A 15,654-nucleotide genomic window follows, 5' to 3' on the forward strand; every position below is an offset into this window, starting at 1 on the left:
CACCAAGATACTGTTTTTAAACGAAAATTACTGTTTTCATTATGGTAAAAATGGTATGTAGAAATTTCGGACGCGGGTTCAACTCCCGCCAGCTCCACCAAAATTCTCCATCGGTGATTACCAGAGTCATCCGATGAAGTCCTAAGAGCCCGCACGGCGCAAGCCTTGCGGGCTTTTTTGTGCCCTCAATTTGTCCCGCGAAGTCCGTAAATTTTCCCGACCATACTGGAGCATCACGCCATTAAACATTATTTCTCTCATGCTCAATGAGCCATTCTTTTCGAGAAATACCGCCGCCATAACCTGTCATCGCGCCATCTTTTCCAATTATCCTGTGACAGGGGATCACAATCGCAACCCGGTTTGCACCATTAGCAGCAGCGACGGCGCGCACAGCATTTGGCTTATTCATCCGTTGTGAAATGGCCTGATAGTGTGAGGTCTGTCCATAGGGAACTGCCCGCAGCTCGCGCCAGACGGATTGTTGAAAATCACTCCCCGGGGCATCTACAGAGAGATCAAACTGTCGGCGCGTTCCGGCAAAATACTCGCTGATTTCTTTTACTGTCTGCCGGGTATGGCTGTTTTCTCCGGTGACGATTCTGGCGTTAAATAAACGCTGAATATCGCGAAATTCTGTTTCTAACATCCGACGATCGGTAAACTCCAGTAGACAAACTCCCCGCTCTGTCGCACAGACAAACATAGGACCAAGCGTCGTGGTAAAACGGTGAATGACAATCACCTGGGTAGCCTGAGTTGGCGCTGCACCAGTAAGTCGCTTGTAGGTATAACCAAACCCGCTCAGGGATTCATAGCCGTTGTCCAGCGCAACATCAGTCGCCGTTCGTCCGCTTTTCAGCTCCTGCAGGGCAACGTTCACCCGCTGCATTCGTTGGAAAGCCTGAAAAGTGATGCCGTGATGTTGCAGGAACCAGCGTCTTACCCGCTCCGGACTGATTCCATGCTGGCGAAGCTCCGCGTCTGCAACACGGGATTTAATATCGCGCCTGACAAGAGCAAGCGCCTGTTCAACAAATAATGGCGCGCTGTGCGCATTCTCAGCAGGTCTGCAGACCTTACAGGGTCGAAAACCGGCCGCAAGGGCAGATTTGGCATCTTTATAAAATTCGACATTTTCACGTTTGGGCTTTCGCGCCCGACATACCGAAATGCAGAACACGCCAGTGGTTTTGACGCCGACAAAAAACACGCCAGTATATTCTGAAGCACGTTCCAGTAATGCCTGATACCAGATATCACATAAATTCTTATCGGTTATTTTCATCACCAAAAAGTCCTTCAAACGTCTGACGAGATCGGATCGCATGCATGACACCAGTCAGCGTTGACTGCATGGCTGAATGCACAAAATTGCCCATGGAAATGCGGCTTACTCCGGCCATCTTCAGCCTGTCGAACGACAGAAGCTCGGGCATACACATGACATTAAGAGGCAGACCCGTTGCCTCTGCAATGAGGTTGATGTCTTTCTCTGACGTCAGACAGGGAACAAAAAGGCCGTCAGCACCTGAAGCTTTATAGCGCTGTCCCCGTAATATTGTCTCCTGCAACGCGTCTTCATGCCCGAGCAGGTAAGTATCAGTCCGGATGTTCAGAAAAAGGCTACGATTTTCGCTTCTCAGCGCATCGCATACTGTTTTCAGGGTACAGGAAAAATCAGAGGCATCGTCAAGCTGACGCACGCCGTTCATGACTCTGCTGTCTTCGAGGTTAACGCCTGCTACGCCTGTCTGAGCAAGGCGCCTGAGATTGGCTGTTATCTCTTCGGCTGAATCACCATACCCTGCTTCCATGTCAACGCTCAATGGCAGTTTGCTGACAGCCTGGATACGGGTGACCATATAAAATAACGCATCAAATGGCATTCCCTGCCCATCTTCATATCCCAGTGTGGACGCGATTGCTGCGCTGGACGTTCCCAATGCCTGATAACCTGCTTCTTGCGCTGCGACAGCACTGGCGGCATCCCAGACATTAGCGATAAGAAGTGGCTCATACTGGTTGTGGAGTTCTGCAAAGTTCATATTCAAATCCTCTCGATAGATTGAAAATGAATCTAAGCAGTCGGCTAAAACGTCACAACCGAAATTCAGACGACCATTTTTTTAGCAAACGTCGTCTGAACTTGGGGGCGAACCAGACCGGAACTTTTCAAGTTCCGATTCTGGCTTTCAGCATGGCAAGAACTGCCCAACGTGCCGCATCGTCACCGATATTCTCCGGCAATGCATCAGGGCATTATAGTAACCGCGGGTATTGCAGGCGGATGGGGAGCAGGTGCAGTGTTGGTAGCCACGGTCGTGTGCGCAGCAACTGCACCAGTATGTATTGGTATTGCGGCATTTGTGGGGGGAATAGTTGCGTCGAATTATCGAACGCATCATTTCTGCCCGGCTACTGTTAAAACAACGGCGTAAACACATCAGCAAGGAACTTAACGGGCTATCCGCTGAGCTGGATAAAGGTGTAATAAGTTAGAAAGCGAGATGATAACTAAAGGATGTTAATAGCACAGGTCTTCTCGCACAGACAAAAAACCGCACACCTCAGGCATGCGGTTTTTATATACCCGTCAGGTCAACCTTACTCGGCGACCACAAACCCCGGCAGCTCGGCATCGAAATAGTTGTGATACATATTCATCACCTCAGGGTTGCGGAAGCTGTAGGTTTTCAGCAGCCAGCGTTTTTCCGCGGAGTAAGGATCTCGCACCTGGATGATTTCCCGGTTATGCAAAGAGTCCTGATTGGCGAAGGAGAACAGGTCACCTTTGTTAATCGCGACGCGGCCTTTTGCCGCTTTGGTGATCGACACCTTAAGGTCAATCAATGCTTTGATCGCCTCTGCTGGCGCGTCCGGAGAATAAGTCGTTCGTGTGTCGTAGTAGCGGAAAGTATGAATATTTTCCAGGATCGGATGCAGTTCAGAATCAATCTGGCTGGCGTTCGAGTCGCGAGAGTATTCATCAAAAGGGGTAATAAAAAGCGGCTTTCGTAACCACTCCTGGGATTCAGCTTTCAGGTTATCCAGAATCGCTTTACCGTCCAGGTAGCCGGTAAAAATCAGGTTTTCTTCGCTGCAACGCATGCCTAATAAGCTGAGAAAATCAGCGCGCACGGGGTGAGCGGTACGATCGTTGTGGTAGTAAAGTTCGCCGTCCGTTTTTTGCGTTTGTGTGTTGCTGTATTTTTTGTCGGCATAAACATCATGGAAAAAATCACCGTTGTTGCGCGTGCGGTAGGCCAGTAACGGGGAGTCGGTGAGCTGAGCGAACAGCTCCAGCAGCGCCTCTCCAACAAAGGTCAGCTTTTTGGCGTACTTATCGTTAACGGGATTGGTCTGATCAAATTCAGGAATGATGGTGTCGAGTGGAACGTTTTTTAATAAATGCGCGTTAATCCCCTGATCCTTGCGTTCTTGCCTGACGCGCTCGCAGGCCTGTACAAAAAAAGTGGGAACCAAACCATTTTCAATGAGTTCGGTGATGGACTGCTTGAAAAGTTTGTAGTCCGTATAAGGGCTGATGGTGACGCGGCTGATAAGTTTTGATAGCTCATCTTTTTGAAGATCGTTAAACTCTAGCTGGGTGATCATAGTTTGATTGCCTTATGTACGCTCAAAACAGACGCTGCACCCTGAGAAAGTAAGGCGTCTTGTTTTGAGTCTTATGGTTGTAATGGATTAAATCTTTCCTGTTTGCCTTGCGTAAGCGAACAAGCCACCCGCGGCGACAATGTTCGCAAGTTCCCCTACCGGAGCGGTTTTCAGAATCCCATCAGCAGTAGCGATCTGATGAGCGTCTAAATCGATTTCAATGGTATCCCCCGTTTTCAGCGCACGGATATCGCAGCCTTCATTCAGCGTGACGGGCATGATTTGCCCCGTGGATACACAGTTGCGGAAAAAAATACGGGCGAACGACTGCGCGACAACGGCCTTCACGCCGGATGCTCCCAGTGCCACTACCGCATGCTCGCGCGAAGAGCCACAGCCAAAATTTTTCCCGGCCACAATAAAGTCATAACCGGCACGCTGCGTCTGCGGATTGATAAACGGCAGCGCCCCTTCCGGCAGTCCGCACATGGCAAGCGTTGCCAGCTCCTCACGCCCCTCGGCAGAGGCCGGGTTAATTTTCAAATATTCCGCCGTTAATATCTGGTCGGTATCGATATTGTCGCCTAACACATAAACCGTACCGCGCATTACGTTATTAATAGTCATTAGTTAAGTACCGTTCTGGATTAGTAATAAAACCGGACACTGCTGCGGCAGCCACGGCATACGGTGAGGCCAGATAAATCATCGCGCCCTTATTTCCCATTCGTCCCACAAAATTACGGTTGGTGGTTGAAATCACGCTTATCGGATCCCTGACTCTACCAAAGGTATCCGCGGGTCCGCCGCAGCAGGCCGCGCAGCCGGGTTCAGACGATAATTTGACGCCAGCACGGGTCAGAATTTCGTAAACGGAACGGCCCTTCACCTGCGTGGTGATCAGATTATGAAATACCTCTTTGGTCGCAGGGACGGCATAGGTTGGAATGGTCACCTTGCGCTGCCAGAGTATTTCTGCAGCAGCAATAAAATCATCCGTTTTACCGCCCGTGCAGGAGCCAATATAGGCTTGCGAAATAGCAATGTTTTCCAGCTGCGCTACCGCCACCACATTATCCGGCGAGTGTGGCCGTGCAATAACGCTGGTTAATCCCGAGACGTCAATATCAATCGTGCGAACGTATTGAGCATCTTCATCAGGCGTCACCACGGTATACGGGATGCGGGTTCGGGTCGCCAGATAATCCAGCGTGGCCTGATTTGGCACCATAATTCCGTTTTTAGCCCCGCACTCCACGACCATATTGCACATCGTCATCCGCTCTTCGACCGATAATTCGTCGATGACGTTTCCGGTAAATTCGATAGCATTATAGGTCGCCCCTTCCACGCCCAGCTCTTTCATCAACACCAGAATTAAATCTTTCGCCTGGACGCTTTTCGCTTTCTTTCCGTAGTAATTCACTTTTATGGTGGCGGGAACCATCAGCGGGATCTCCCCCGTGCCCAGGGCATACGCCCCGTCAGTGATCCCCACGCCAATGGCGAAAGTGCCAAAGGCGCCAGCGGTCACGGTGTGAGAATCGGTCCCCAACAGCACCTCTCCCGGCCGGGTATGTCCCCCTTCCGCCAGACCGATATGGCACACACCTTTATAGTCTGGGGTACCCACATCATAAAAATGCGTAATATTTTGCGCGTTTGCGAATTCCCGCATCACCCGAATATTTTGATTCGCCTGTGGGTCTGCGGAATAAACAAAGTGGTCAGGGATCATAATAAAACGATCCGGGTCCCAGACTTTTGCTTCCTCACCAAACTCTTTTTTAAATACGCTGGCGACGCCAGGCGTGCAGGGGTCGTGGGACATCAATACATCAACATTCACGAAAAGAACTTCACCCGGTGAAACATGCGTTCTGTTACTGGCTTTGGCGATAATTTTTTCGGTTAACGTCATCCCCGGATTGATATTTACCGACGCATAATCATCAGTCTCGTGAATATTCATTTTTTTCTCCTCATTATCTGATGAGGAAATTACACCGTACAGAGGAGGGGCTTTCAACGGGAATTCGTTATTAGTCAGGTTAGTTTCATTTTGCGTGTGAATTGTTCCTCAGGTGGAACTGTGGTCCCCGCTGCGCAGATTCTTTAAGTAAAGAAGAGCAGATATGCATACCACCGAAATATAGATCAGACAGAAGATCAGCATGAGCGTGGTAAAGTCCCGACTCACCAGCAGCCACGCCCCGACGGCCAGTAAAAATGCATTGGCCAGCCCGAAATCACGCTCCATGCGTGCAAACACGCGCATGCGTTCATCCGGGGTATTGGCAGAGAGATCGAGGTTAGCAAGCGTGACGGGCCGAATCGTCCCTGAGCCAAACCCCAGCAGCACCAGCGCCAGCAGCCCGGAGATAAAATAGTCCATGCCTTTCGCTGCAAGCCATTCATTGCTGGCAAAAAGGCCCAGCGCCGCCGTCATGAAAAGGCTGGTCGTCGCCAGCAACGCCGTTACCCCAAACCGGGCGATGAAAGGTCCGGCTATTTTGATTGCCCCCCAGGACGAGAGCGTGAAGCAGCTCAGCACGGCACCGAAAAGCAGAGGATCGACATTCACCATAATAAAGTAGAACGGAATAAAGCCGATGAAAGGTGCCAGCGTAAACGCTCTTGAGATGGAATAGAACAGCATCCAGAAGAGCTGATCCCCTCTGGGCGAAAAAGAGACCCGCTCAACAGGCCGCGCAGGTTCATGCTCTGACCCCTGCACGCGAATCAGCAATACGCATCCGGAGGAGATAACGCTCACCAGAATGGCGGCGATAAACGGCCACTGGGGATTATAGTCAAACAGAATGCTCCCCAGCGATCCTGCCACAAGCGTGGCAATAAACATCCCGCTTTGCGACGTGGTCTGGATCTGCATAAACCGGTGCTGATCGCCTGCGGTGAGCTGGCGCAGCAGGGCCGCATCCGTGGTTAGCGCGATGGTAAACCCCGCGCCGCCAAGCAGCTGCGACGCCACCAGCAGAGTAAGATTGACCTCACTTTGCCGGGTACTCCACAGCATCAGCGCCATTCCCAGCGCCTTCAACAGTTCGCCTGCAATCACCGTCTGTCTGGGAGACCAGAAGCGCAGCAGCCAGCCGGGTATGCCGCTGCTGAAAGTACTGGTTAATCCATACAGCGCCAGCAGGAAAATAATCCGGTACATCCCCATATCTATCGTCCAGAAATAGAGTAACAAGACGGGAAGATGGAAATAGCAACGGGAAATAATACGGTAGGCCAGGAACAGGCCATGGTTGCCAGATCCGGGAGGTGACCGGCGCGACGTCATGACGACAGCATCGCCATAATGTCCATATCTCCCGCACGAAGGATGTTAATCTCCTCCTCCAGCAGCGAGACGATGGTGCTCGAGACCGTTGTCACAGGGCGCTGGGCTGCGGGCAGAATATAGCCCACACGGTCGCCAAACGTCTGGCGGGCAGCATCAATGTCGATCAGGCAGTCAGACTCCACGCCGGAGATATTGGCAGAACTCATCCCCAGCGGGCGGCCAAACAGCGCAATGACCTCTCGCAACACGCTCTGATGGTTGCACACCAGAGAAACAGATTCAGGCTTCAGATACGGGTTCTGCGGTACTTTATCCGATGCCGGAACCACCACATTCAGCGCGCCGGGCATGGCACCAATCAGCTTGTCGAGCGCAGCGCGGTGCTGAAGCTTATCAACAGCGATGTACTCCCACGCCTGTGCCGGTTCCGCGACAAAAAGCGTCAGCGGTTTCTGTCGTTCGCGTTTTTTGAGATCGTAAATTTTCTGGCAGGCGTCAATATTCCACGGGTCTGCCGCCAGGGCGTAATTGGTGTCCGTGGGAACCAGAACCACCTCACCGCGCTTGAGGGCGGCGACCGTATTGTGTATATGCTGCATCTCTTTTCCTGTTTAAATGTTGACGGTTACGCTACGGCCCGCGAGACAGAAACTGGCGGGATCCGGCACGTCTTTCCAGTCGATATCGATATGTGCAGTCAGGACTTTCACGGGCAACTGGCGCCGCGCGATTTCAGGTGGGGGCTGAACGTCCCTTTCGCCTACCGCCACACGTCCACTCCCCGCGCGGAGGGTTCTTATCGTGCCTTTCCAGCGCATGGCTGACGAGGTGCTCAGGCGAACCGTGACGGCCATCCCCGGACGCAGACGATCGGCATCAGACTCATCAAAAAACGCCTCAACCCAGCGGGTGCGGCAATCCAGAATGCGCACAATCGGCGAGCCGTTATGAACGCTTGCGCCATTCTCCTCGGTGACGTCCCAGATCACGCCGTCCGTGCTGCTGCTGAGCGCCGCCTGCTGACGAGAGTGAAGGAGCGCGGCAACTTCCTGAATGCTTTGCGTCGTCGCCTGCCTGCGGGCAATCAGCTGTAGCCTCTCCTGCTGCATATTCTCGATCGTGAGCGACATATCGCGCTGATTTTGCTGTGGCGCATCCAGCGTTCTTGGCCCTGTCAGCTGAAGGCCGGATTTCGCGGCATTCACGTCCAGTAAACGCTGACGCAGCTCGGCCGCTTTTGCCTCCTGGCTGGCCTGTAGCACCCGCGTGTTGTTCTTACGCTCTTCATACTCCATGCTGCTGATAAAACGCTGCTGGTAGAGGTTTTTATAGCGCTGAAGCTGCTGTCGGGAGAATGCGGTTTGCGCCGTAATCGCGCTCAGCTCCTCCTTCAGCTGCACAAACGTGGCAGCCGATTGTTTCTCACCTAACTGCTGCTGCATCCTGCTCTCGGCGAGGTATTGCTGTCGCTGCTGCTGATAAACCTGCAGTCGCTGATCGATCCCCGAAATGTGCTTGTCGAGCTCAGCAAGCTGGATCTCCAGCGCGCTGCGCTGGGCCACCAGGCCAGGGATCTGATCGTTTGCCTGTGTGGTCACCACATTGCCCAGGGACTGTCGGGCCTGGACCGCCTGGCCCGGCGCGATGTTCTTCGCCAGCACGAGCTGTCCCGGCAGCGGGGAGAGCACCGTGGATATTCGGCCATTGATAAAGGCCTCCTTGCTGGAGACCCCCATTCCCACGAAAAACAGCAGAACAATGGCCGCCAGCACGCCACCCGCCACGCCCCATTTGAGGAGGCTATGCCGGGCGAAAAAAGCTCTGATTCGGTTAATCACACACGCCTCATTAACGCTTATACAGCGTGACGACGCTGGCTTTCTCAAGGGTATGCATGTTGATGAGGAAACGTATCACCGCGTTAGGCAGATCCGGCGTCACGCCCAGATCATCACAGCTCAGGGCGTGCAGGGTGAAGATGTAGCGGTGCGGAATATCGCCTTCAGGCGGGCAGCAACCGCCGTAGCCAGGCGCGCCAAAATCTGATTGTGCATGTGTGATGTCGGGTGTGTTCGCCGGGTTTCCCGCTCCCGCCGCTAGCGCGGTCAGGCTGGCAGGAATGTTATAGGCCACCCAGTGCCAGAAACCGCTGCCCGTTGGCGCATCAGGATCGTAAGCGGTGACGGCAAAACTTTTGGTCCCCTGCGGGACATGTTCCCAGGACAAGGCGGGAGAGACATTATCGCCATTTCCGCCAAAATTATGATATTCGTTCGCTTTAGTAAGAAAACCGTAGTCGCATAAACCTGAAATAGATAATTTCATAGCATTAACCTCTGCTTGATTGTTGGCATTTACCGGTGGGTTGTTCTATTGGTAACCGATTGAAAGCAAAACCGGTAACAGAATTCGCCAACCCGGCGAATTGCCCAGGAATAACGCGATATTGTTCCAACACTGAAACAATGCGGTGAAAATTTCTCTGCCGATTGCGAAGCCTCTTATTACACGACATCCTTGCCCTAAATTTATGACACCAGTGTGGTGCAGGGAGAATGAATGATGAATAAGAAAGTCGCGTGGAATGGTCAGGTTCAGCCGGAAGCGATTAACGTATTATCGGCGGAAGGCGGAATGATTGTTTGCCCTACGAAAGTGGGTTATATCATTATGACCTCGGATAAAGAGGGGCTTGAGAGAAAATTCGAAGCGAAACAGCGAAACCGTAATAAACCCGGCGTGGTATTGTGCGGCAGTATGGAACAGCTGAAATCGCTGGCGGAAATGAACCCGGAAATTGAGGCATTTTATCAGGCACACTGGGATGCAGACGTATTACTGGGCTGTATTTTGCCGTGGCGAGAAGATGCCATCGCCAGATTGCCTGATAACGGCCTGAAAGATCTGATGATGGACGGCAGAAAAACCAGCTGCTTCGTGATTAAATTTGGCAAACCCGGTGAAATGATTGCCAAAGAGCTGTGGGAAAAACATCAAAAATTCTCTTTTGCCAGCTCGGCGAATCCGTCAGGCAAAGGCAACCGCGGCATGGTGGAGTTCATTGGGGAACGCATCGAAGCGCGTGCAGACGTCATTATTTGTGCCAACGAGTACGTTAAGTCTATTCAGCCTGATGAAACCCTGGAGAGTCGCTATGAACAAGGCGTCATGGTGTCAATGGTAGACAGTGAAGGGAAACTGGTTCCTGAACAGGGTAGCGCCCGAAAAGTGACCCCTTGCCCGGTATTAATTCGCAAAGGTCTCGACGTCAATAAAATTATTAACTTCATGTCAGCCCAGTTTAATACCTGGGACTATCGCCACGGCGATTATTATTAATATTTCGGGTTTAACCACGTCATAGGGATGTCGATAATTATGTCATTTATAGACAAGGCCATTACCGTATTGCGTAATAGCGGGATCATACTGATCCCTACCGATACCCATTTTGCACTGGCGGCCGATCCTTACAGCCCGGACGCCATGGAAAAATTGACGCTGTTAAAAAGATCGCCCGGTACGAGAGAGATGACGTTTTGCTTCTGCGAACTGGCTGATATATGGGAATGGGTGGATGTCAGCCCGTGGCAAAGAAGCAAAATTGAAATGCTCAGCCGGGCCTGCTGGCCCGGCACCCTGAAAATCAGCCTGCGAAAGAAACAGCGAGCCGGTTTTCTTCCCGGCGCAGGCGATATTCTTCCGGTCGTCTGCGTGAAAAACAGTCAGATGCGAACCATCATCAGCCGGTTAGGCAGGCCTTTGGCGGTCATCCCGGCAGGATATCCGCAGGCTGAGGGCGATCTTGTGAGTTTTACGCTCGCCCGCGAAGACATGGGAGACCGCGTCGATCTGGTCGTCCCGTCCAACTGCAAAAATCCCAGCCGTACCGCCACCACGCATATCTCTTTGCTGGATGACAACGTCTCGATCCTTCGTCATGGCGAGCTGGATATCAGTAGCCTGCTTTGACCTCAGCTCCGGTGATTAGCTGCTGAAGTTCGTCGCTAAAACGCTTAATGCCTGATGTCATCGTATTTTTATTTTTTGACAGCAGCCAGACTTTATATTCATCCATCTGCCAGCCGGGTAAAAGCCGGACCAGTTTTCCGGTGGCGAGACTTTCTCGCGCAATGTAATTGGGCAAGTAGGCAATGCCCAGACCGGAAAGTGCCATGCTGATCAGCGCCACGCTGTTATTGCTTCTGAAGCGGCTATGAACGTCAATATTGACCTTCTGTTTCTCTTTTCTGAACGGCAGCGAAACCGTACGTGCCACACCACGGAACAGGATGTAGTTATGGGCGGGGAGATCGCTCGGGGTCTGGACAGGACGCATCCGGGCAATAAAGTCAGGGGTGGCATACAGCCCCCACTGGATGGAGCATAAAAATTTGGTATGCTCATGCGTTGGCGTGTCCTGAGCCACGATGATGGACAGATCGTACGGGCTCTCTTTGATATCCACCGCTTTATCGGATAAATCGAGATCGACGTTGGCCATAATATTTCGTTCTAAGTAAGCATTTAAAGCTGGCACAACATACTCTTTTCCGAACGTCACCGGGGCCAGTATTTTTATTGTCCCCGCCGGCTCCTCATAATAATCCCGTATAAAGCGTTCTGCGGCACGCAGCTCATTTAATATTTTGAAGCAGTGCTGATAGTAGCTCAACCCCAGCTCCGTAATCTCTATTTTCCGGGTGGTACGCTTAAGCAGCATTGCACCAATACGTTTTTCCAGCGTTGAAATATCCCGGCTAACTGACGACTTCGACATTCCCAAAGAGAGTGCGGCCTCGGTGAAGCTCAGGGTTTCGACGACACGCGCGAAAACCACCATCGGAATTAAATTCTCGATTTTTTCCATTCTACAATCTGCACCCGATCAGCAAACGTCACCCGACAATTAGTCGCAAAAGTCCTTGCTAGCGTCAAGTGAAAAATTCCCAGCGTGCCGCCCTCTTTGCGTTTGTTATTAACGCAAAGAGGGCGTGTTGATATTTTTTCTCATCGTCACAAGGATATATTTTCGTCGAAAAATGAGAGGAGCTGGCAGGTGAATATCCACGCACTAAAAGAAAAATATCTGGTTTTTTATGCTTTATTTATTGCTTCTGAATACGAATTAAATATTTAAATCCGCTAATTTCCCACTAGCATAACGACTCAGGGTGAATGTTACTAGAGGGTTAACAGTGAGTGAATGCATAGTTTCAGGAGCACAGTGGGGGGCACAAAACCCCATCCGCGAGGACGATCTTGCGGCAAGGATCGATGCCTTACCGGCTTCCGCCGGGCTGTGGCGATTCATCGCCTTGCTGTCTCTTGGCGGTTTTTTTGAGCTTTACGATCTGTTTCAAACTGGCTACATCAGCGCCGGGCTCATTGCTGATGGGATCTTTCATACCGGGCAGCAGGGTGTGTTCGGTATGGCCGACCAGGCCGCATTTGCTTCCGCGACCTTTCTGGGTCTCTTTATCGGTGCCAGCCTGCTGAGCCCCTATGCTGACCGCATTGGACGACGCGCGACCTTTATGTATGCCCTGCTCTGGTACGGGCTGTTTTCCCTCGTTATGGCGTTTCAGCATCAGGCGGAATGGGTGATCTTTTTCCGTTTTATGGTGGGGATCGGGCTCGGCGTTGAACTGGTGACCATTGATACCTATCTGACAGAGTGGGTACCCGCTCACCTTCGCACCCGCGCATTTGCTTTCGCCTTTTTCATTCAGTTTCTCTCCGTCCCTGCCGTGGCGCTGATGTCGTGGTGGCTGGTCCCGCAGACGTGGTTTGGCCTGAGCGGATGGCGGTTCGTGGTGATTGCCGGCGCGCTGGCGTCCATCGTCATCTGGCTTGTACGTAAGGGGCTACCGGAATCGGCACGCTGGCTGCTGCAGCAAAAGCGCTATCTGGAGGTGAGGAACGTCATGCATGAGATGGAAAAACGCTGCGGTGCCGACGAGCAGGCTGATTTCCCTCTCCGTGCCGGGCAGCACAGCGACCAGGCTTCCCTCAAGGGCAGATTTAAGGACATCTGGTCCCCGCGCTATCGTGGCCGGGTTGTCATGCTGGTGGTGATGAATATCTTTCAGGCGATCGGCTTTTTTGGCTTCGGAAACTGGCTCCCTGCCCTGCTGTCCGGCAATGGGACATCGGTCACGCACAGCCTGCTGTATGCCTTTTTCATCACGCTGACCTATCCTCTCGGCGCGCTCATCTGTAGCCGCTATGCCGATCGGATGGAAAATAAATGGCAAATCGTCTTGTCCTGTCTGACCACGGTCATCTTTGGTTCGCTGTTCGCGCTTCAAAGCAACCCGCTGCTGTTGATTGCCTGCGGCTTCTTTATTACCTGGTCCAATGCCTGGCTGACCTACAGCTACCATTCCTATCAGTCTGAGATTTTCCCCACCCGTATTCGGGCGCGCGCGGTCGGCTTTTGTTATTCCTTTAGCCGTTTATCCACCGTATTCAGCAGTATAATTATCGGTCTTATCTTGCAATATAGCGGCTCGACGGCGGTCATTGCCTTCATTGTAATAAGTATGCTGATTGTGATGCTGACCATTGGTATTTTTGGCCCCAACACGCGCGGTATCGACCTGGAAAATATTTAATCACCGTGACTAATAAAATGCCGTCTCACGCCGGGTGAGCGGCATCCATGATTATTTTTGCTGCCCCGGAAATAATTGCGCCGTCATGGCATCTCCTTTTTTACAGTTTTTTCCTAAAGCCGCTTCGCTTCGTCTGTGACATGCTGAATCACGCTCATAACCGATAACGTTAAATGAGGATATTATGAAAAAAACAATTATCGCATTATCTGCCGTTCTGCTGGCTTCCCCCGTTTTTGCTGCTACCACACATGCAACTGACGACACTGTCGCCGCGGCGAAAGCAAACGCCAACGACGCGAAGCAAAAACTGCACGAAGAACAGAACAAAGGTGAAGAACTGAAGCTGAAAAACGAGCATGCCGCAGAAGGTAAAAGCGAAAGCTTTGGCAGCAAGGTCAGCGAAGACTCCCAGAAAGCCTGGCATAAAACCAAAGAAGGCACCGAAAAGGGGTGGGATGCCACCAAAGAAGGTGCTGAGAAAGGCTGGAATAAAACCAAACAGGGTGCCAGTGAGTTAGAAAAGAAAGTCACTGAGTAATCCCCAAAGAGGTCGCGTTAGCGGCCTTTTTTTTGTCTCTCCGAACAAAGACGCAAGATACCAGCGTGGCGTGCAGAAAAAGATCGGTGTTGCTATCAACCGAATGTATTTACCCTTCTCTCAACGACGTTTAGTGCTCTCTAATTAGCAGAAATTTGTCTGCGCATCAGAATATATTTTATGACTTCAAAAACATAATATATCTTACATCAAGAATGTTACCCTAACTTAAACACGTATTAAGCAACCATAAATAATATAATTAAAAATAAAGGATAGCTTTCTTTCCGCCGCATTAATTTACTTCTTAAGAAACGTTCAAAAAGATGTCATGCCTTAATAAAAAGCCTTCAAAAACAGAGCGTTAATTATTTGCATCGATAATTAACATCAATATATTAATGCCAACTTCACAATATCCACCTGTATTTACAGCAGCTTAATTTGCATATCGAGACTTTTCTGACTATATCATTTTCATACCGTTTCGGATTAAGAACCTATCCCAGAAGGGATTGTCAGAATGTCGTAACTGATAATTTCTGAAGGTGAAAAGATGACAGGCAGCAAATGGCGGATCAGCGATGAACTTTGGGAAAAAATGGCACCGCTTATCCCTGAGCACAAAACCTGCCATCCACTCGGTACGCACCGGAAACGCGTTGATAACCGCGCTGCCATGGACGCCATATTCTTCGTCCTCAGGACCGGTTGCCAGTGGAACGCCCTGAACGCCACCGGGATATGTTCATCGAGTTCTGCACACCGGCGCTTTCAGGAATGGCGCGATGCCGGAGTCTTCGAGCGCTTCTGGCAGAACGGTTTGCTTGCCTGCGGGCATCTGGACAGCATTGACTGGTCCTGGCTGTCAATGGACGGCTGTATCACCAAATCGCCGCTGTCAGGAACAAAAAAACAGGCCGTAACCCCACTGACAGAGGGAAACAAGGCGTAAAGCGCAGCCTTTTGACGGACGCCTGCGGGCTTCCTCTGTCGCTGGTTGTCTCAGCAGCGAACACGCACGACATCAAACTGGTTGCGGATACGCTCGATGCCCTTCAGACGGGTCGTCCGGGGCAAAAACTCAGACTCTGCCTGGACAAAGGTTACGATGCAGGCTGGCTGAAAACATATCTGCAGAGCCGCCGCTACGAGCCGCATATCCAGTCCCGTAAAGAAGAGTCAGATGCCAGTAAAAACACGGACTTCAAAGCCCATCGCTGGGTTGTCGAAAGAACTCATAGCTGGATGAATCGCTTTCGCCGGGTTCTGACACGATGGGAAAAGAAGACTGAAAATTACGAGGCCATGTTGCATTTTGCCTGTGGTCTTATTGTCTGGAATAAAGTCCTATTGAGATAGGCTCTAATTCCTCTATTAATTACAGGGTTATCTAGAGCACAAAAAAAAGAATACGCAATATTTTCCATCAAATAAATAGATTCGCTCTGATGTTGCCACTCTATATCCTGGCGGGCATCGTTCCCTCTAAAAAAAATACGGTGAGTACTGCTTAATTGCAGTGACTCCGCCGGGGGCGCGCTTTTCCCTTCATAAACAGATGGCTC

15 protein-coding genes and 1 tRNA gene are annotated in these 15,654 nt (G+C 51.2%); 6 read left to right on the forward strand and 10 right to left on the reverse strand.

Annotation, left to right across the window (positions count from 1 at the left end):
* Positions 1–10 precede the first annotated feature (10 nt).
* A tRNA-OTHER gene (locus EXW94_RS21490) sits at positions 11–100 on the forward strand.
* Positions 101–241: 141 nt separating this feature from the next.
* Here EXW94_RS21490 and EXW94_RS21495 read toward each other — a convergent pair.
* From EXW94_RS21495 to EXW94_RS21535, 9 genes are all read right to left on the reverse strand, one after another.
* The gene (locus EXW94_RS21495; protein WP_174341026.1) at positions 242–1,288 is read right to left on the reverse strand and encodes a bifunctional transcriptional activator/DNA repair enzyme AdaA; all 1,047 of its coding nucleotides are present in this window, start codon (positions 1,286–1,288) and stop codon (positions 242–244) included.
* Entirely contained in the window at positions 1,272–2,048 is a 777-nt protein-coding gene (locus EXW94_RS21500; RefSeq protein WP_174340966.1) for an isocitrate lyase/phosphoenolpyruvate mutase family protein, read from the reverse strand. The genes EXW94_RS21495 and EXW94_RS21500 overlap by 17 nt, the downstream gene beginning before the upstream one ends.
* Positions 2,049–2,607: 559 nt before the next feature.
* Positions 2,608–3,618, reverse strand: a complete 1,011-nt coding sequence (locus EXW94_RS21505; protein ID WP_010434255.1) for a TauD/TfdA family dioxygenase — start codon at positions 3,616–3,618, stop codon at positions 2,608–2,610.
* 87 nt (positions 3,619–3,705) lie between these two features.
* Positions 3,706–4,245, reverse strand: a complete 540-nt coding sequence (locus EXW94_RS21510) for a 3-isopropylmalate dehydratase small subunit (protein WP_010434257.1) — start codon at positions 4,243–4,245, stop codon at positions 3,706–3,708.
* Positions 4,235–5,590, reverse strand: coding sequence for an aconitase/3-isopropylmalate dehydratase large subunit family protein (locus tag EXW94_RS21515; RefSeq protein WP_174340967.1), 1,356 nt, complete (start codon positions 5,588–5,590; stop codon positions 4,235–4,237). Before EXW94_RS21515 ends, EXW94_RS21510 begins: the two co-directional genes overlap by 11 nt.
* A 108-nt stretch (positions 5,591–5,698) precedes the next feature.
* Positions 5,699–6,925 (reverse strand): MFS transporter, encoded by a 1,227-nt coding sequence (locus EXW94_RS21520; protein ID WP_174340968.1) that lies wholly within the window; start codon positions 6,923–6,925, stop codon positions 5,699–5,701.
* Entirely contained in the window at positions 6,922–7,527 is a 606-nt protein-coding gene (locus tag EXW94_RS21525; protein ID WP_174340969.1) for an L-threonylcarbamoyladenylate synthase, read from the reverse strand. Before EXW94_RS21525 ends, EXW94_RS21520 begins: the two co-directional genes overlap by 4 nt.
* A gap of 12 nt (positions 7,528–7,539) precedes the next feature.
* Positions 7,540–8,766 carry an HlyD family secretion protein gene (locus EXW94_RS28540; protein WP_174340970.1) on the reverse strand — a complete coding sequence of 409 codons (1,227 nt, stop codon included), beginning with the start codon at positions 8,764–8,766 and terminating at the stop codon, positions 7,540–7,542.
* 10 nt (positions 8,767–8,776) lie between these two features.
* Positions 8,777–9,253, reverse strand: coding sequence for a YbhB/YbcL family Raf kinase inhibitor-like protein (locus tag EXW94_RS21535; RefSeq protein WP_148400964.1), 477 nt, complete (start codon positions 9,251–9,253; stop codon positions 8,777–8,779).
* 234 nt (positions 9,254–9,487) lie between these two features.
* Between EXW94_RS21535 and EXW94_RS21540 the strand changes: the two genes are divergently transcribed.
* On the forward strand, positions 9,488–10,267 hold the full coding sequence (locus EXW94_RS21540) for an L-threonylcarbamoyladenylate synthase (RefSeq protein WP_148400965.1): 780 nt from the start codon (positions 9,488–9,490) through the stop codon (positions 10,265–10,267).
* 39 nt (positions 10,268–10,306) lie between these two features.
* Entirely contained in the window at positions 10,307–10,900 is a 594-nt protein-coding gene (locus EXW94_RS21545; protein ID WP_108416444.1) for an L-threonylcarbamoyladenylate synthase, read from the forward strand.
* On the opposite strand, the gene EXW94_RS21550 is transcribed toward EXW94_RS21545, so the two are convergent.
* Positions 10,884–11,798, reverse strand: a complete 915-nt coding sequence (locus EXW94_RS21550) for a LysR family transcriptional regulator (RefSeq protein ID WP_042713371.1) — start codon at positions 11,796–11,798, stop codon at positions 10,884–10,886. The two genes, EXW94_RS21545 and EXW94_RS21550, sit on opposite strands and share 17 nt — an antisense overlap.
* A gap of 340 nt (positions 11,799–12,138) precedes the next feature.
* On the opposite strand from EXW94_RS21550, the gene EXW94_RS21555 reads away from it, so the two are divergent.
* The 3 genes from EXW94_RS21555 (at position 12,139) to EXW94_RS21565 (ending at position 15,448) form a co-directional block, all read left to right on the forward strand.
* Positions 12,139–13,545, forward strand: coding sequence for an MFS transporter (locus tag EXW94_RS21555; RefSeq protein WP_174341027.1), 1,407 nt, complete (start codon positions 12,139–12,141; stop codon positions 13,543–13,545).
* A gap of 184 nt (positions 13,546–13,729) precedes the next feature.
* Positions 13,730–14,086: a hypothetical protein gene (locus EXW94_RS21560; RefSeq protein WP_042713370.1), complete on the forward strand. Its 357-nt coding sequence runs from the start codon at positions 13,730–13,732 to the stop codon at positions 14,084–14,086.
* Positions 14,087–14,642: 556 nt separating this feature from the next.
* A protein-coding gene (locus EXW94_RS21565) for an IS5 family transposase (RefSeq protein WP_174339605.1) occupies positions 14,643–15,448 on the forward strand; the annotation gives its coding sequence in 2 pieces (ribosomal slippage) (positions 14,643–14,993 and positions 14,996–15,448; 804 coding nt in all).
* Positions 15,449–15,654: the final 206 nt, after the last annotated feature.

Origin of the sequence: Enterobacter sp. JMULE2 (genome assembly GCF_013337145.1) — a bacterium.
GTDB lineage: Bacteria > Pseudomonadota > Gammaproteobacteria > Enterobacterales > Enterobacteriaceae > Enterobacter > Enterobacter mori.